The sequence below is a fragment of the Janthinobacterium sp. EB271-G4-3-2 genome, assembly GCF_020858035.1.
In the GTDB taxonomy this organism is placed as follows: Bacteria; Pseudomonadota; Gammaproteobacteria; order Burkholderiales; family Burkholderiaceae_D; genus Janthinobacterium; species Janthinobacterium aestuarii.
In genome coordinates, this window is sequence record NZ_JACYMG010000001.1 from 1,111,606 (window position 1) to 1,128,261 (window position 16,656).

Genomic DNA, 16,656 nt, shown 5'->3' on the forward strand with positions numbered 1-16,656 from the left:
TGGATAGCCAATGCAAAACGCCGGCAGTTGCCGGCGTTGTTTTTACTGCATGCTGATATCAGTCCGTCGTTTCGGCCGGCCAGTCGCGGATGTAGGCCTTGAGCATCTGGTTTTCAAAGCTTTGCGCCTCAAGCACGGCGCGCGCCACGTCGTAGAAGGAGATGACGCCCAGCAGGGTCTTGGCGTTCATGACGGGCAGGTAGCGCGCATGTTTTTCCAGCATGATGCGGCGCACTTCGTTCACTTCCGTATCCGGGGTGACGGTGATCGGGTGGTCATCCATGTGCTTGCGCACGGTGCCGCCGCCGATCTGGCCCGCGTTTTCATGCAGCGCGTTCAACACTTCGCGGAAGGTCAACATGCCGACCAGGTCGCCAAATTCCATGACCACCAGCGAACCGATGTCTTTTTCAGCCATGGTATTGGCCGCGTCAAGCAGGGGCTGGTCAGGCGTGACCGTGTAGAGAATATTGCCCTTGACTTGGAGAATTTCAGATACTTTCATATTGGCCGTCCTGTCCGCGTGATTGGTATTTTAGTTATTCTAGCCCTTACTGCGACTGTAGCCTATGCCTGCGGAAAAATCCAGCCTTGCGCGCAATCAAATCGGGGGGATTGCGCGCCACGTTCCATTACGCGCGGCGGCGGAACCACCCTGCGATGGACAAGCGCTCGCGCGCCGTCGGCAGCACTTCGTGCAACATCTCGCCCGACATGAACATGGCCATGCGGCCCGCCTGCGGCAAGATGTCCATCACGGCCGCGCCTTGCGGATGCAGGCGCAGCGCGCCGCCATGCTCGGGCTGCCAGTCGTCGTTCAGGTACAGCACGACGGACACGGTGCGCTTGTCGTCGTCGCGGAAACGGTCAAGATGGGCCCGGTAAAAGGCGCCCGGCGCGTACAGCGCGAAATGGCTTTCGTATTCTTCCAGCCCCAGGAACAGCTCGCGGTTCAGCATGCAGCGCAGCGCTTCCATGTGTTCCAGGTAGCGGTCGCACGCCTCTGAACGGCCCGCTTCCAGCCATTCGATATGGTCGCCGCGGATATCGGGCTGCAGCAGCGGTGCATGGCCGCTGCCCACGCCGGCGCCCTTCATCTTGCCGCTGAGCATGGATTGCACGCATTCGGCGGCCAGCTGGCGGTTCAGTTCAGGGGAGATGAAATGTTCTTGCATGAGCCAGCCTGCCTGGCACAGGCCGTCGACGATAGAGGGTCCGGGAACGGCAAGGGAGCCGTCGAACGATATTGCGGGCATAAAATCTTTCCTGGTGGACATGCGATGGAGTGCGCCTGAAGCCCAGGAATTCGCTGGCACGTAGCCGCCTTCCCTGCGGCGCGGCGCACGCGCACAGGTCAAACAGCCCGAATATCACTGATCCGGTATCCTACCACCGCCCTGCCTTGCCGGTCACTTTTTTTACACTGCAGGTTACATGCCCTGCCCGCCAGCACGGCGCCATGCGCCCTGCACAGGAGACCTTTTGCTCAGCTGCAAATCAGGTTACGATCTTGCCACTATAAAAACTTGGCGGAGACACCATGAGCGGTCCGAAATACCCCGGTTTCGACACTTTATCCCTGCATGCGGGCGCGGCGCCCGATCCGGCCACAGGCGCACGCGCCACGCCCATCCACTTCACGTCCTCGTTTGCCTTCAAGAGTTCGGAGCATGCGGCTTCGCTATTCAATATGGAGCGGGCCGGCCACGTCTATTCGCGCATCTCGAATCCCACGAACGCCGTGCTGGAAGAGCGCATCGCCGCGCTGGAAGGTGGCGTGGCCGGCATCGCCACGGCCAGCGGCCAGGCCGCCATGCACCTGGGCTTGTCCACCATCGCGGGCGCCGGTTCGCACATCGTTGCCTCGCGCGCCCTGTACGGCGGCTCGCACAACCTGCTGGCCTACACACTGAAACGCTTCGGCATCGAGACGACCTTTGTCGACCCGCGCGACGTGGACTCTTGGCGCGCCGCCATCCGCTCAAATACAAAAGTGCTGTTTGCCGAAACCCTGGGCAATCCCGGTCTCGACGTGCTGGACATCCCCCGGATTGCCGCTCTGGCGCACGAGCACCATCTGCCGCTGATGCTCGATTCGACGTTTACCACGCCGTATTTGCTGCGCCCCTTCGAGCATGGGGCCGACCTGGTGTTCCACTCGGCCACCAAATTCCTGTGCGGGCACGGCACGGCCATCGGCGGCCTGCTCGTCGATGGCGGCACCTTCGACTGGCAAACGGCGTACGACAAGACGGGCCGTTTCGCCGAACTGTGCGAGCCGTACGAAGGCTTCCACGGCATGGTCTTCGCCGAGGAATCGACGGTGGCGCCGTTCGCCCTGCGCGCGCGGCGCGAAGGTTTGCGCGATTTCGGCGCCGTCATGAGCCCGCACAATTCCTTCGCCATCCTGCAGGGCGTTGAAACCCTGGGCCTGCGCATGGACCGCCATGTGGCCAACACGCGCAAAGTCATCGACTTTTTGCTGGCCAATCCGGTCGTGGAATCCGTGTCCTATCCGGAGCTGCCGTCGCACCCCGATTACGAGCTGGCAAAAACCCTGCTGCCGAAAGGCGCGGGCGGCGTGTTCACGTTCCGCCTGCGCGGCGACCGTGCGGCCGGCCAGCGCTTTGTCGACAGCCTGAAGATTTTCTCGCACCTGGCCAATGTGGGCGACGCCAAGTCGCTCGTCATCCACCCCGCCTCCACCACGCATTTCCGCGTGCCCGACGACCAGCTGGCGCAGGCGGGCATCACGCAAGGCACCATGCGCTTGTCCGTGGGCCTGGAAGACGCGGACGATTTGATCGAAGACCTGGCCCGTGGCCTGAAACTGTCGCAGAAAGGCGCCTGAGATGCTGTTCACCATCGACAATAGCGTCGCCTACTGCTACACGGGCGGCAAGGCTTTTAACCCACATCAGCCGACGGCCGTCTTCATCCACGGCGCGCAAAACGACCATTCCGTGTGGGCGCTGCAAACGCGCTATTTTGCCCACCACGGCTGGAACGTGCTGGCTGTCGACTTGCCCGGGCACGGGCGCAGCCTGGGCGCGGCGAAAACCAAGGTGGAAGAGCTGGCGCGCTGGATACTGGCCGTGCTGGACGCTGCCGGCGCGGCCAGGGCCATGCTGATCGGCCACAGCATGGGCTCACTGATCGCGCTGGAAGCGGCATTCCTGGCGCCGGAACGGGTCAGCCACCTGGCCATGCTGGGCTCCACCTACCCGATGAAAGTCTCGCCGGCGTTGCTGGAAACGTCGCTGAACGATGAGCAGGCGGCCATCGACATGGTCAATATCTGGTCGCACTCGTCGATCGCGCAAAAGCCGTCGTTCCCCGGCCCCGGTTTTTATGCCATGGGCGGCGCGCGGCGTCTGAAACAGCGCATCGCAGCCCTCAACCCCGATCACGTGTTTCACACGGATTTTTTCGCCTGCAATGCCTATGCGAACGGCGAAATCGCCGCCGCTTCGGTACACTGCCCGACTTTATTCATTTTCGGCGCGCGCGACATGATGACACCGCCCAAATCGACCCGTTTACTGACTTCTGCCATCGCGCATGGCACGGTGGTGCAAGTCGACAGCGGGCACGAATTGATGGCCGAGCAGCCGGACGCCGTGCTCGACGCGCTGTTTGCGTTTGCGCAAACGGCAGCGGCATGAACGCTTTTTTTTAGGATAGATGCACATGTTGTTGAATACCCTGTTCGATGAATTGACTGGCCGCGGCAGCGGCACGGAAGCGGAACGGCACGAACGCTATAAATGGCTGGAACAGCTGCGCTTCACCAACCCGCTGGCGGACGAAGGCGGTCCCATGGCCGGCATTCCGTACTACCAATGGTGCCGGCTGCCGCAGGCGCTGGTCGTGGCGGGCCAGCACACTGATCTGCTGGTCGGCACCACGAGCTCCCAGTACCTGGTCTTCGAGGGCCGCCACGCGGCAGCCTTCGCTGCCGAACTGGGCCTGCAATACGACGCCAACAACCGCATCGACCGCCCCGGTGGCCTCGACGAGCTGCTCGACGCCTATGAAGAGCAGGCGGACGGCAGCTGGACTACCCTGCCGAATGAACCGCCAGCGCCACCGCCGGCCGGCTGGGACGACGTGTACTTCCGCGTACGCGACCTGAGCGACGGCAGAACCATCCAGAGCGTGACCACCATCGCTTACGAGAGCAGCCGCTTCCCTGGCTACACCCTGCTGGGCACGACCATGGTAGGCGTCGGCGCCATCGTCCACGACGACGAGACGGCGCAGTATATGCAGCAAATCTTCGCCGACTGGGCCATCCAGCGCGATTGCGCCGCCACCTGCCCGGCTTCGTCCACGCCCTGGCCTTGCACGCCGCGCCAGACGCCGCCCGCACCGTTCGATTTTGCCCGCAACCTCGCCTACCTCGACACCTTGCTGGCCGCCTACGCACGCGCACAGACGCAGGCGAAAAACGACGGCGGCGACGCGGCCTACTGGGCATGCGCGGCCGCCAGCACGGCTTACCAGGTCTTCTCGCTGCGCTACACGGCGGGCTCGCCCTTGCCGGAAGTGGAGCCAGCGCTGGAAGCGGCCGTCGCCGCCTGCGAAACGGCGCGCACGGCCCTGGCCGCAGCCTACGATGACGACGCCTTGCCGGCCTTCGATTTCGAACAGTTGACCGATTATGCGCGCACCCTGCAGCTGCTGGGCGCTACCCTGCTGTTCGGCCGCCACGACCTGGCCATGCGCCTGGCCGCCCTGCAAACGGCCTTCGATGGCGAAGACGGCGTGTACGAAGCGCTGCTGTCCGCCGTCGATCCGCAGCGTCCCGCCGTCAACGAGTGGTATTTCGCCGAACCTTATACCGCCCTGTACGACTGCCTGGACGCGGACGACCCTGCGCAGCAGCTCGATCACTTGCGGCACTACCTGGCCAGCTGGCACGGTGCGCTGATCCACGAAGACTGGTTCAACGGCCATTTGCGCGCGCAGGGACTGGGCGGCTACTACGGCCTGTGGGCCTTCGAGGCAGCCGCCGTGGCCAAGCAGCTGGGCCTCGAGCGCAGCGCGCTGGCGCACTGGCTCATGCCGCCATCGCCCTGATCCCCCAACATTTTAACGAAGAGACATGATCAATACCGCAGCCCTGTTCAGCACCGCCTTTTTACCCGGCCAGGCCGGCTTCGACACCGAGACTATCGCCGGCCTGGCCGAATGGCGGCTGGATGTACCTACGCTGTTCAAGCTGCTCGTCGGCGCCGGCACGCAAGCCGTCGCCTGGCCCATCTACGGCGATGGCGAGGAGTGCCCCTGCGTGCTGGCCGCGCCGATGGCGCAGGCGCAAGCCAGCTGGCAAGCGTTGTCCGCGCTGATGGACAAGCCGCGCGACGCGGCCGCCATCGTCGCGCGCGGCGCCATCAGCGCCCTGCTGGCGGGCGGCCAGCCGTGGCTGATCCTCGATGGCGTGCAGCTGATCGCGCACGATATCGGCACGCCGGGCTACGCGGCAGGACTCGACGCCCTGCGCGCCGAGGCGCAAGCCTTGCACTCTGCCCTGCTGCGCGGCGACCGGGACGCGCTGGCGCCGTTGCTGACCATCGGCGCCGCGTCGCCGGCTACCGGCTACTGGTCGGCCACGGCCGATGCACAGCTGGCCGATGTCGAGGAACTCGATACGCAAGACCTAGCCTTCTTACAGGGCCTGGAAGTAGCGGGCTGGGTGGAAGATGTACTGTGCTATGAGGTAAGCGCCGCCGGCGAACCGGACGTCACCGGCCTGGTCACGCCGTATGGCCGCTGGATCGTGCCGCTGTCGCAGCGCTATGTGGACCTGGGCGTTTACTATGCGGACGATGGCTGGATCACCTTTGCCACGGCGGACGCGCCCGACGCGCACGGCGTCATGGACTTGAATGGCACGCTGGTGCTGCCGCCCGCCCCCGGCGCCCTGTACGTGATCACCCCCCACCTGCTGCAGAGAATCGATGCGGACGGCGCCAGCCGCCTGCTGCGCCTGCCCGACGGCGCGCTGATGATGGACGGGGTGGACAACATCTGCCTGCGCGAAGATGGCTTGATCGACATCGAGCGCCAGACAGATGATGACGAGCGCAATGTGCACGGCGTGGTCGACAAGACGGGCAAGGTCGTGGTGGCGCCAGCCTACAGCTCGGTGCAGGATTTCGGCACCAAGAAAAAAATCGCCATCGTCAGCCAGCGCATCGCGGGGCGCTCCCTGTTTGGCCTGGTCAATCACCAGGGCGAGCTGCTGGCGCCGTGCCAGTACGAAGCCATCGACTGCGCCACCACCTCGTCGCCGCCCAAGCTGCGCAAGAACCGGATCTTCGCCATCGATGCGCAAGGCCTGGCCTGCATGCTGACCCTCGATGGAAAACCGGCTTTCACGCCCCTGTATCCACCGGCCCACCATCTGCGCGGCGTGGCCGTGCAAAGCGACTTTTTATATGTCGTCAAGGATGGCATGGCCTGGAGCATGGATTTCACGGGCCAGCTGCTCGAGCAGTTCGACACCGTGGACAACTTCAAGGCGGCCATCACGGCCCAGTTGAGCGAAGCCATGGGACTGGGCAAAAAGAAACCCGCCAGGCGCCGCAGCTTCACGCCCGCGCAAATCCTGGCAAAGGCCGAGCGCGGGCAATTGCGCAGCATGGCCGCCCTGCTCCTGCTGGGCGATGCGGATCTGGCCGCGCGCTGCGTGGACATCACCCTGGAAGCGCTGGCGGAGGACGATCCGGAAGAGGAATACGACGGCGACTCGCCCGAAGCGGCCTGCTTCTTCCTGCTCTGGTCCACGGCCGCCGATGCGCTGGGCCACGGCACCACCCTGGACTGGAAATCGGTCGATGAAGTGCCGCGCATCGCCCAGCATATCGCCCTGCCCGCGCTGCGGGACTTCCGCTGGGCGGACCAGCAAGATGGCGATGCCATGGCCGACGGCCTGGCCGCCATCGCCGCCCATCTGTCGCCGCACCAGCTGCGCCTCGTGAACCTGCAGGGTGGCGAGGATACGTATTACCTGGGCGTGGTGCGGGCGCAGGATGCGGCCGCGTTCAGCGCCGTGGCGCTGCAGGCGGCCTTGCGGCCGGTCCTGCTATGAGAGGATTGCCGGCACGTCGTCGTTATTTGGCGGAACGATCGAATAGCGCCTTGTCAAAACGCAGGGTAATGACTTCGGTGTCGTCCGGCTTGCCCGGCTTGCGGCCGTCTTCACCCGGGTAGTTCGTATCGATTGCCACGACAAGCGTCTGGGCATCGAGTACTTCAACGCTCTCCACCGAGTCGAAAGGCATGCTGAACTTACCCACGGGCATATTGCTCGCCTGCCCGCCTATGCCTTTGGGATCGGAAATGTTCAGCAAGTCCACCAACAGCGTTTTCTTGAGCGCGCCGTCAGCGTCTTTTTCTTTCAGGTCCACCAGGTACAGGCGCTTGATCACGGCCTTGGCGCCCCAGAAGCCGTCGCGTTCGATCAGCACGAACTTGCTGCCGCCGACATTGGTCATGTCGCCGATCACGACGCCATTGTCCTTGGCCGCGCCATCCTTGCGGTACACGAGGTTCTTGCCCGTGTAGCGCATGGTGCCGGGGTCGAACTCGAAGATGTTCAGGTAGCGCTCATCGGCTGCGACGGGCCGCAGCGACGGGTCGCCTGGCGCCGCTTCCGGTACCGCGTAGAGCAGGCTGCGGTCGGCATTGTAGGCCAGGCTTTCGAAGCCGCGGCTGCCTGACAAGGTAATGCTGGCGCCCTTGCCCAGCACTTCCGGATTGGCCGGGCTGCGCAGGAAGGGATGGGGAACCGGGTCGCCCATCAGCGTGCCGTTTTTGTCGAAGTGCAGGATATAGGGGCCGAATTCCTCGCCCACGAAGTAAGTACCGTCGGCAGCGAGCGCAAGCGACTCGATGTCGAAATCAAAACCGGTCAGCAAGCGGCCGGCGCGAATGCGCGCATCGACGGCGATACCGCTGTCGGCAAAGACCAGGCCGCCGGTGGTGTTGCTGGGGTAGTTGACGTAGTCGGCCGTGATTTTCAGATCAACGCCCTTGCCATCGTTTAAGAAACCCTTGGCGTCGTTGAAGGCCAGGAAGCTGTTGAGCTTGATGCTGCCAGGCGTCTTGCTGGCGTCAGCGGCCGTGCGGAAGTTGATGCTGGCGTTATACAGGCCGAGCACGAAATCAGCCGAATTGCCCTTGGCGCCATAGCCATTGTCGGCCATGGCAGTCCAGCTGCCGTCATCATTCCTGAGCAGCGCGGAAAAGCCGGGAATCGGCACGCCACTGGCAAACGGCGGGGTGACGCCCAGCACTGCGGCTGTGAACTGTCCGGTAACCGGCCCTGGCCAGCGCGCCGTGTCAGGCAGCGCTGCCCAGCCGGCAAGCTGGTGCGGCAAGCCTTCCCCGTCCTTGGGCACCGCATCAGGAGCGGTAGAGGAACTGCCGCCGCAGGCAGCGAGCACGCCGCTGACCACCACGATGGCCAGGCCGCGGCACACATTCAAACCGCTCAAATGACAACGCATATTTGCTTCCTCAACAAGATGAATGAAGAGGAAAGCTTACCGGCCTTCGGTGACCAGTTTATGACATGCGCGCCCTATCGTGCGGGGCATAGGCGGGCAAGGAAGCGCGCCTCCCCGGCCCGTCACGCGCAGCGCACCTCCCCAAAATGCTGTGCCAGACTCAAACCCAGCCCCTGCTCCACGGCGTTTTCCACCTGCGCCGCCAGCGCGGCCGCTTCTTCGGCCGCCTTGATGTCGCGTTCATTCGTGGAACCGGCCGGATAGCCGGAGTTCACGCGCATGCCGCCGAAGACGAACAGCCGGTAGACATCGGCCAGGCTGATGCGGTTGACGTTGCCCAGCAAGACCCAGTGGTCGGAACTATCGGCCACGCGCTTGCCCCACTGCACGCGCACGGCGCCATCCACGTTGACCCGTCCCACCCATCCCTGCTGCACCATCTTGTCGAGCAGGGTTTCCATCTCTTCGAAGCCCAGGCGCGTGCTGCGGCGGATCTCGGCCGCGCCTACCAGGGCCGAATCGGCGCAGTGGCAAGCCTGGTGCAGCACTTTCAGGATGGCGACGGCATCGACGAATTCGCTGCCCGGCGCCGCTTCGTACCACCAGCGCTCGTATTTCACGACGGGCAAGGCGGCCACCAGCAAGGCGCCCACCAGGGTGATCATCCAGCTCAGGTATATCCACACGAGGAACAGCGGCAAGGCGGCCAGCGCGCCGTAGATGCGCGAATACGTGGGGAATTCCTGGATGAATTCGCCGAAGCCGCGCTTGGCCACCTCGAACGCCAGCGCCGCCAGCAAACCGCCCCAGGCCGCGTCGCGCCAGTCCACGTCGCGGTTCGGCACGGCGATGTAGAGCAGGGTAAACGCCAGCATGGTCAGGCCGATCGACACCAGGGTATAAAACACGGCGCCGATGAAAGGCACGGCGCCCACCACGCCGCTGGTGGCCATGAATAGGCGCGAGGTCACCGTCAGCGACACGCCCACCAGCAGCGGTCCCAGGGTGACGATGGCCCAGTAAACCAGTAGACGCTTGGTCCAGCGGCGCTCCTGGCGCACGCGCCAGATGCGGTTGAAGACGCGCTCGATCAAGCCCATCATGCCTATCGACGTGACGATCAGGGCGCCCGCGCCGATGGCCGACAGGCGCGTGGCCTTCGATGCAAACGTGGTCAGATAATCGAGGATGGTGTTCGATATCCCCTTCGGCATCACGCTTTGCACGAAATAATCTTCCAGCGCGTGGCGGAAGGTATTAAACAGGGGGAACGTGGTGAAGATCGCCAGGGCCAGGGTGAGCAGCGGCACCAGCGCGAACACGGTGGCGAACGTCAGGCTGCCGGCCACTTGCGGCAGGCTTTCCTCGCGCACGCGGCGGCGCGCGAACTGCAGCAGGTCGCGCGTTTCGGACCACGTCAGGCCGCGCACAATGTCGGCACCGATGTGCAGGGTGCGCCACAGGTATTGAAAGAACGGGAATATATATTTTGAAAACATGTGCAAAATCAGAACGGCGCCATGACAGCAGTCGTATCAGGCTGTAAAGCGCCCTATAATACCAATGATGAAGCCAACCAATCTGATTATTCTCGTATTGTTTTATTCACGCCATGGCGCCACGCGCCAGCTGGCCGAGCTGATAGCCCAGGGAGTGGAAAGCGTGCCTGGCTGCGATGCGCGCCTGCGCACCGTGCCCGCCGTCTCGACGGTGGCCGAAGCGACGGCGCCCGAAGTGCCGCCTGATGGCGCACCCTACGTGGAACTGGAAGACTTGCAGGAGTGCGCGGGCCTGGCCCTGGGCTCGCCCACGCGCTTCGGCAACATGGCCGCCGCCATGAAGTACTTCTGGGATGGCACGGCCAGCGACTGGCTGGCCGGCAGCCTGTCCGGCAAGCCCGCCTGCGTATTCACGTCCACGGGCAGCCTGCACGGCGGCCAGGAATCGACCCTGCTGTCGATGATGATCCCCCTCTTCCACCACGGCATGCTGGTCATGGGCCTGCCCTACACGCATCCCGAACTGATGACGACGTCCACGGGCGGCTCGCCGTATGGCGCCACGCACTGGTCGGGCATCGACGGCGACAAGGCGCTCAGCGACGATGAAAAGCGCCTGGCCATCGCCCTGGGACGGCGCCTGGCGGAAAACGCCGCGAAACTGGCAGGCGCATGATGCACGGCGTACTGCACAAGTATTTTCACTGGGGCGCCATCGCCAGCCTCGTCACCCTGATCGTCTGGTGCGTGCTGTGGGAAACCGTGATCGCCCCGCTGCAGCCGGGCGGCTCCTGGGTCGTCCTGAAGGCCGCGCCCCTGCTCATTCCCCTGTACGGCGTCATCAAGCGCGACGTCTATACCCTGCAATGGTCGTCGATGGTGATCCTGCTGTACTTCACGGAAGGCGTGGTGCGCGGCTACAGCGACACGAACGCCACCTCGGCCCTGATGGCCTGGGGCGAAGCGGTCATCGTCTGCATCTATTTTGTCTGCGCCGTGCTGTATCTGCGTCCGTATAAAAAGGCGGCCAAGCGCATGGCCAAGGAACTGCTGGAAAAAGTGAATAAAGTGAGCATCAAGAAATGAGCGACATGCCTGTGTGTGACCAAGCCGATAATGACCGAGCCGATTTCCTCGCCGTCTGCCGCGACCTTCTGGGCGACAGCTACGTCCTCACCCTGGACGCCGACACGGCGCCCTTCCTCACCGACTGGCGCGACCGGTTTACGGGCAAGGCGCTGGCCGTGCTGCGCCCCGCCACGGTGGAACAGGTGGCGGGCGTGCTGCGCGCCTGCGCGCAATGGCAGGTGCCCGTCGTGCCGCAGGGCGGCAATACGGGCCTTGTGCTGGGCAGCATACCCGACGCCGCCGGCACGGCCGTCGTGCTGTCGCTGGCGCGCCTGAACGGCATCCGCGCGCTCGATCCCGTCAACCGTACCATCACGGTCGATGCGGGCTGCATTTTGCAAACCATCCAGGAAGCGGCCAGCGCCGCCGGCTGTCTGTTCCCCCTGTCGCTGGCGGCCGAGGGCAGCTGCACCATCGGGGGGAATTTGGCGACGAACGCGGGCGGCACGGCCGTGCTGCGCTACGGGAATACGCGCGACCTGTGCCTGGGCCTGGAAGTGGTCACGCCGCAGGGCGAAATCTGGAGCGGCTTGCGCGGCCTGCGCAAGGATAATACGGGCTACGATTTGCGCGACCTGTACATCGGCGCGGAAGGCACCCTGGGCGTCATCACGGGCGCGGTCATGAAACTGTACCCGCAGCCGAAAGCCTGCATCACGGCGCTGGCCGCCATGCCCTCGCCCGCCCACGCGCTGCGCCTGCTCTCGCTGATGCAGGACCATTGCGGCGCCAGCCTGACGGGCTTTGAATTGATGTCGCGGTATTGCTTGCAACTGGTGGCGCAGCAGTTCCCCCAGCTGCCGCGCCCGTTCGCCGACGCGCACGGGCAGTACGTGCTGCTGGAATTATCGAGCAGCCAGTCCGAGGCGCACGCCGTGGAACTGCTGGAAGCGAGCATCGGCGCGGCCCTGGAGGATGAGTTGATAGCCGACGCCGTCGTCGCCAGTTCCGTGGCGCAGTCCGAGGGACTGTGGCAGCTGCGCGAACACATCCCATTGGCGCAGGCGCAGGCGGGCAAGAACATCAAGCACGATATCTCGCTGCCGATTTCCCGCATCGCCGATTTCATCGCCGTCACGGATGCGGCCCTTGAGTCAGCCTTCCCCGGCTGCCAGCTCGTGTGCTTCGGCCACCTGGGCGACGGCAACCTGCATTACAACGTGGCGCCGCCCGCCGGCATGACGGACCGCGACTTCCTGGCCAACCAGGATGCGATCAACCGCATCGTGCATGACCAGGTCCATGGTCTCGGCGGCTCGATATCGGCCGAACACGGCATCGGCGCGCTGAAGAAGGACGACCTGGCCCGCTACAAGTCGCCGCTGGAACTGCAGCTGATGCGCGCTGTCAAACAGGCGCTGGACCCGCGGAACATCATGAATCCGGGGAAGATATTGTGAAATCGCCGTCCCTCCTGCTATGTGCCATGGTCTTGCTGGCCGGCTCCGCCGCTGCGCAGGACGTCTACAAATGCGTGCAGGATGGCCGGACCAGCTACAGCGCCACGCCCTGCACGGGCGGGCAGCTGCGGATACTGGAAGTCCCCTCGCCTCCGCCCGCCGTCGACAAGGGCGCGGCCACGCGCCAGGAACGGGTGGCCAGCCAGATGGAAGCGGCGCGCAAGCAGCGCGAGAAGCTCGAAGACCAGGCCCGTGAACGGGCCGCAAAACAGAAGGAAATGCACGAGAAGCATTGCGCGCAGCTGCGTCTGGAACAGAAATGGGCGGCGCAGGACGCCGTCGGCGCGGGCAATAAAACCCGCGATGCGGCGCAACTGAAGGCGCGGCGCGCCGGCGAGCGCCTGGCCGTCGAATGCCTGAATTGAGTGCGCAGGTGGAAAGCCCGGCAACGACGCGCCTGCTGTCGCGCTGGCTGCTGCTGGGCGAATGGCGCTTTCACCCCGTGCGGGCCTTCGTCGCCATCCTCGCCATCGCCATCGGCGTGTCGCTGGGCTTTGCCATCCATTTGATCAACGCGGCCGCCTTCAATGAATTTTCCACGGCCGTCAAAAGCCTGTCCGGCCAGGCCGACGTCCAGGTGGCCGGGCGCGAAGCGCTGTTCGATGAAAGCATCTACCCGCAGCTGGCGCAGCGCGACGGCGTGGCCGTCGCCTCGCCCGTGCTGGAGCTGCAGGCCACGGTGACCGGCAAGAAGGACGGCGGCCCGCTGCACATCCTGGCGCTCGACGTCTTCCGCGCCGGCTTCATCTCGCCCGACCTGATCGGCGCGCCTGCCGAAGGCCAGCCTTTCGACACCCTGGCCGACGACGCCGTCTTCCTGTCGCCGGCCGCCCTGCGCTGGCTGGCCGTGGCCGAAGGCGGCCAGGTCGCCCTGCAATCGGGCACGGGCACGGTATCCCTGCGCGTGGCAGGTCCGCTGCAGCGGGCGCGCGCCGGCCAGCGCATCGCCGTGATGGATATCGGCGCGGCGCAGTGGCGCTTCAACAAGCTGGGCAAGCTGTCGCGCATCGACTTGAAACTGCGCCAGGGCGTGAACCGCGACGCCTTTCAGGCGGACCTGGCGCGCACGCTGGAAGCGCGGTATCCGGGGCGTTTCCAGGTGGGCCAGCCCAATGATGAAAACCAGAATAGCCGCAACAATAACCTGAGCCGCGCCTACCGCGTCAACCTGACGGTGCTGGCGCTCGTCGCCCTGTTTACGGGCGCCTTTTTGGTCTTTTCCACACAGGCCCTGTCCGTCATCCGCCGCCGTGGCCAGTTCGCGCTGCTGCGCGTGCTGGGCATGGAGCGGGGCCAGTTGCTGCGCCAGGTGCTGCTGGAAGGCGCCAGCCTCGGTATCGTTGGCGCCGCGCTGGGTATCGCCGGCGGCTACGCCATGGCGGCCGTCGCCCTGCGCTTCTTCGGCGGCGACCTGGGCGCCGGCTATTTCGCGGGCGTGCAGCCGCAGGTGCAGTTCACGCCCGTCGCCGCCTTCGTCTATTTTGCGCTGGGCCTCGGTGTCGCCTTGCTGGGCTGCGCCGCGCCCGCGCTGGAAGCGGCCCGCGCGGCCCCCGCCATCGCCCTCAAATCGGGCAGCGAGGAAGTCGTGACGACGCGCCTGGCAAAAACCTGGCCGGCGCTGGCTTGTTTGCTGCTGGCCGGCGCACTGACGTTCCTGCCTCCCGTGTTCGAGCTGCCCCTGTTCGGCTACCTGTCCATCGCGCTGCTGCTGATCGGCGCCATCGCCCTGATGCCGCAGCTGGCTGCCGTCGTCTTCCGCTTCCTGCAACGCGCCTGGCTGCGCACGGAAACGAGCAAACATGCGCCCGTGCGCGGCCTGACCCTGGCCCGCCTGGCGAACGCCTCGGGCCAGGCCGGCATCGCCCTCGGCGGCGTGCTGTCGAGCTTTAGCCTGATGGTGGCGATGGCCATCATGGTGTCGAGTTTCCGCGTCTCCGTCGACGACTGGCTGCTGCAGATCTTGCCCGCCGACGTGTATGCGCGCACGGCCGCCAGCGGCGGCACGGCAGGCTTGAACCCGCGCGAACAGGCCAGCATCACCGCCTTGCCCGAGGTGGCCAGGGTGGATTTCCAGCGCGTGCGTTCGCTGTCTCTGGCGCCCGACCGCCCTAACGTGGCGCTGCTGGCGCGTCCCATCCATTTGCAGGACCCGGGCAAGAGTATGGTGCTGGTGGGCGACACCCTGCCCGTTCCCAATGGCGCGAAACCCGTGTGGCTGTCCGAAGCGGCGGCCGACCTGTACAACGTCAAACCTGGCCAGCAGATAGCCCTGCCGCTGGCGGGCGGCTTGCACCAGTTCTTTGTGGCCGGCATCTGGCGCGACTATGCGCGCTCGTCCGGCGCCATCCAGATGCCGCTCGACGATTATCGCGCCCTGACCGGCGACAATGATGTGAGCGATGCGGCCCTGTGGCTGGCCAAGGACGCCACGGGCGACGCGCTGCAACAGCGTTTGAAGGCCCTGCCGTTTGGCGCCAGCCTGGAAGTGTCGAACCCGTCGACCATCCGCGCCCTGAGCCTGCAGATCTTCGACCGCAGCTTCGCCGTCACCTATCTGCTGGAAGCCATCGCCATCGTCATCGGCCTGTTCGGCGTGGCCGCCACGTTCTCCGCGCAGACCCTGGCGCGCGCGCGCGAATTCGGCATGCTGCGCCACATCGGCGTGACGCGCGGGCAGATTTTATCCATCCTGGCGCTCGAAGGCGGCGCGCTGACGGCGCTGGGCATCGCCACCGGTTTTGTCCTGGGCCTGTTGATCAGCTTTGTGCTGGTCTTCATCGTCAACCCGCAATCGTTCCACTGGACCATGCAGCTGCACCTGCCGTGGCCCTTGATCGCCACCGTGGCCGGCGCTCTGCTGACGGCGGCGGCCGCCACGGCGCTGATCGCGGGCCGCCAGGCGCTGTCCGCTGGCCCCATCCGCGCCGTCAGGGAGGACTGGTAATGCGCCATACTTTCATCTTGCTGCTTGCGCTGGCCCTGCCTGCGTTGGCCGCGCCACCCGCCTTCGCCCCCGTCACGCCGCTGCCGGCCGGCCAGACCCTGCGCCTGCCGCACGACTTCGGCGCCCATCCCGCCTATAAAACGGAATGGTGGTATGCCACGGGCTGGGTAAAAACCGCCGGCGGCGAGCAACTGGGCTACCAGATCACCTTCTTTCGCAGCGCCACCGCCACCGATACGGATAACCCCAGCGCGTTCGCGCCCAAGCAGCTGATCATCGGCCACGCGGCCCTGTCCGACCCGAAAGTGGGCAAGCTGCTGCACGACGAGAAAAGCGCGCGCGAAGGCTTCGGCCTGGCCTACGCCAAGGTGGGCGACACGGACGTGAAACTCGACGACTGGCGCATACGGCGGCAAAAAGACGGTACTTACCAGGTCAGCCTGGCCGCGCGCGACTTTTCGCTACAGCTGACCCTCGCCCCCACCCAGCCCGTGCTGCTGCAGGGCGAGAACGGTTATTCGCGCAAGGGCGCGCGGCCCGCGCAATCGAGTTACTACTACAGCGAGCCGCAGCTGCGCACGACGGGCACGATCGCGCGCGCGGGCGGCAAGCCGGAAGCCGTGACGGGCACCACCTGGCTCGATCATGAGTGGTCGAGCCAGGTGCTCGATGCGGACGCCAGCGGCTGGAACTGGATAGGCGCCAACCTCGATGACGGCGGCGCCCTGATGGCCTTCCAGATCCGCAGCAAGACAGGTGCTAAACTATGGGCGCACGCGACATGGCGCGATGCGTCCGGTAAGATGACGCAGTTCGCGCCCGGCGACGTCGATTTCACCCCCACGCAGCTGTGGCGCTCGCCCCGCACGCAAGCCGAATACCCGGTCGCCACCGAGATCCGCACGGGCCCCACGCGCTGGCACATCAAGCCGCTGCAGCCGGACCAGGAGCTCGATTCGCGCCGCTCGACCGGGGCCGTGTACTGGGAAGGCGCCGTGACGGTGGAGCGCGACGGCCAGCCGGTGGGCCGCGCCTACCTGGAAATGACGGGCTATGTCCAGCCGATGAAGTTATAAGCACTACCGAATATGTAAATCAAAGCGAAAAAC

Annotated in this window: 14 protein-coding genes; 10 read left to right on the forward strand and 4 right to left on the reverse strand. The window is 65.2% G+C overall.

Going from position 1 to position 16,656, the window contains the following annotated elements:
* Positions 1-58: 58 nt before the first annotated feature.
* A complete protein-coding gene (locus tag IGS55_RS04865) occupies positions 59-505 on the reverse strand; it encodes a CBS domain-containing protein (RefSeq protein ID WP_010398828.1) in 447 nt (148 codons plus the stop codon).
* 127 nt (positions 506-632) lie between these two features.
* The gene (locus tag IGS55_RS04870; RefSeq protein WP_230518608.1) at positions 633-1,256 is read right to left on the reverse strand and encodes a 2OG-Fe(II) oxygenase; all 624 of its coding nucleotides are present in this window, start codon (positions 1,254-1,256) and stop codon (positions 633-635) included.
* A 284-nt stretch (positions 1,257-1,540) separates the two neighbouring features.
* On the opposite strand from IGS55_RS04870, the gene IGS55_RS04875 reads away from it, so the two are divergent.
* The 4 genes from IGS55_RS04875 to IGS55_RS04890 are packed head-to-tail and all read left to right on the forward strand — an operon-like array spanning position 1,541 to position 7,096.
* Positions 1,541-2,851: an O-acetylhomoserine aminocarboxypropyltransferase gene (locus tag IGS55_RS04875; RefSeq protein ID WP_230518609.1), complete on the forward strand. Its 1,311-nt coding sequence runs from the start codon at positions 1,541-1,543 to the stop codon at positions 2,849-2,851.
* A 1-nt stretch (position 2,852) separates the two neighbouring features.
* Positions 2,853-3,665: an alpha/beta fold hydrolase gene (locus IGS55_RS04880; RefSeq protein WP_230518610.1), complete on the forward strand. Its 813-nt coding sequence runs from the start codon at positions 2,853-2,855 to the stop codon at positions 3,663-3,665.
* A gap of 25 nt (positions 3,666-3,690) precedes the next feature.
* Complete coding sequence (locus IGS55_RS04885; RefSeq protein ID WP_230518611.1) at positions 3,691-5,082, forward strand: PoNe immunity protein domain-containing protein; 1,392 nt, start codon at positions 3,691-3,693, stop codon at positions 5,080-5,082.
* 25 nt (positions 5,083-5,107) lie between these two features.
* Positions 5,108-7,096, forward strand: coding sequence for a DUF6630 family protein (locus IGS55_RS04890; protein ID WP_230518612.1), 1,989 nt, complete (start codon positions 5,108-5,110; stop codon positions 7,094-7,096).
* Positions 7,097-7,118: 22 nt separating this feature from the next.
* Here the strand turns inward: IGS55_RS04890 and IGS55_RS04895 are convergent, their stop codons facing one another.
* Together IGS55_RS04895 and IGS55_RS04900 are read right to left on the reverse strand one after the other, a co-directional pair.
* Entirely contained in the window at positions 7,119-8,516 is a 1,398-nt protein-coding gene (locus IGS55_RS04895; protein ID WP_230518613.1) for an esterase-like activity of phytase family protein, read from the reverse strand.
* Positions 8,517-8,638: 122 nt separating this feature from the next.
* Positions 8,639-10,015: a YihY family inner membrane protein gene (locus tag IGS55_RS04900; RefSeq protein WP_230518614.1), complete on the reverse strand. Its 1,377-nt coding sequence runs from the start codon at positions 10,013-10,015 to the stop codon at positions 8,639-8,641.
* Between the two features lie 67 nt (positions 10,016-10,082).
* On the opposite strand from IGS55_RS04900, the gene wrbA reads away from it, so the two are divergent.
* Genes wrbA through IGS55_RS04930 form a run of 6 tightly spaced genes read left to right on the forward strand, consistent with a single transcriptional unit; the run spans position 10,083 to position 16,623 of the window.
* Positions 10,083-10,691 (forward strand): NAD(P)H:quinone oxidoreductase, encoded by a 609-nt coding sequence (gene wrbA / locus IGS55_RS04905; RefSeq protein ID WP_152281303.1) that lies wholly within the window; start codon positions 10,083-10,085, stop codon positions 10,689-10,691.
* Positions 10,691-11,101, forward strand: coding sequence for a DUF2069 domain-containing protein (locus IGS55_RS04910; protein ID WP_442908143.1), 411 nt, complete (start codon positions 10,691-10,693; stop codon positions 11,099-11,101). Before wrbA ends, IGS55_RS04910 begins: the two co-directional genes overlap by 1 nt.
* A 5-nt stretch (positions 11,102-11,106) precedes the next feature.
* Positions 11,107-12,543 (forward strand): FAD-binding oxidoreductase, encoded by a 1,437-nt coding sequence (locus IGS55_RS04915; protein WP_442908138.1) that lies wholly within the window; start codon positions 11,107-11,109, stop codon positions 12,541-12,543.
* Positions 12,540-12,968: a DUF4124 domain-containing protein gene (locus IGS55_RS04920; RefSeq protein ID WP_230518617.1), complete on the forward strand. Its 429-nt coding sequence runs from the start codon at positions 12,540-12,542 to the stop codon at positions 12,966-12,968. The genes IGS55_RS04915 and IGS55_RS04920 overlap by 4 nt, the downstream gene beginning before the upstream one ends.
* Complete coding sequence (locus IGS55_RS04925) at positions 12,956-15,547, forward strand: FtsX-like permease family protein (protein ID WP_230518618.1); 2,592 nt, start codon at positions 12,956-12,958, stop codon at positions 15,545-15,547. Before IGS55_RS04920 ends, IGS55_RS04925 begins: the two co-directional genes overlap by 13 nt.
* On the forward strand, positions 15,547-16,623 hold the full coding sequence (locus IGS55_RS04930) for a lipocalin-like domain-containing protein (RefSeq protein ID WP_230518619.1): 1,077 nt from the start codon (positions 15,547-15,549) through the stop codon (positions 16,621-16,623). The genes IGS55_RS04925 and IGS55_RS04930 overlap by 1 nt, the downstream gene beginning before the upstream one ends.
* The last annotated feature ends 33 nt before the right edge of the window (positions 16,624-16,656 follow it).

Coding starts and splice junctions, on each gene's coding strand:
- IGS55_RS04865 (WP_010398828.1), bottom strand. CDS start 505: ATGAAAGTATCTGAAATTCTCCAAGTCAAGGGCAATATTCTCTACACG.
- IGS55_RS04870 (WP_230518608.1), bottom strand. CDS start 1,256: ATGCCCGCAATATCGTTCGACGGCTCCCTTGCCGTTCCCGGACCCTCT.
- IGS55_RS04875 (WP_230518609.1), top strand. CDS start 1,541: ATGAGCGGTCCGAAATACCCCGGTTTCGACACTTTATCCCTGCATGCG.
- IGS55_RS04880 (WP_230518610.1), top strand. CDS start 2,853: ATGCTGTTCACCATCGACAATAGCGTCGCCTACTGCTACACGGGCGGC.
- IGS55_RS04885 (WP_230518611.1), top strand. CDS start 3,691: ATGTTGTTGAATACCCTGTTCGATGAATTGACTGGCCGCGGCAGCGGC.
- IGS55_RS04890 (WP_230518612.1), top strand. CDS start 5,108: ATGATCAATACCGCAGCCCTGTTCAGCACCGCCTTTTTACCCGGCCAG.
- IGS55_RS04895 (WP_230518613.1), bottom strand. CDS start 8,516: ATGCGTTGTCATTTGAGCGGTTTGAATGTGTGCCGCGGCCTGGCCATC.
- IGS55_RS04900 (WP_230518614.1), bottom strand. CDS start 10,015: ATGTTTTCAAAATATATATTCCCGTTCTTTCAATACCTGTGGCGCACC.
- wrbA (WP_152281303.1), top strand. CDS start 10,083: ATGAAGCCAACCAATCTGATTATTCTCGTATTGTTTTATTCACGCCAT.
- IGS55_RS04910 (WP_442908143.1), top strand. CDS start 10,691: ATGCACGGCGTACTGCACAAGTATTTTCACTGGGGCGCCATCGCCAGC.
- IGS55_RS04915 (WP_442908138.1), top strand. CDS start 11,107: ATGCCTGTGTGTGACCAAGCCGATAATGACCGAGCCGATTTCCTCGCC.
- IGS55_RS04925 (WP_230518618.1), top strand. CDS start 12,956: ATGCCTGAATTGAGTGCGCAGGTGGAAAGCCCGGCAACGACGCGCCTG.
- IGS55_RS04930 (WP_230518619.1), top strand. CDS start 15,547: ATGCGCCATACTTTCATCTTGCTGCTTGCGCTGGCCCTGCCTGCGTTG.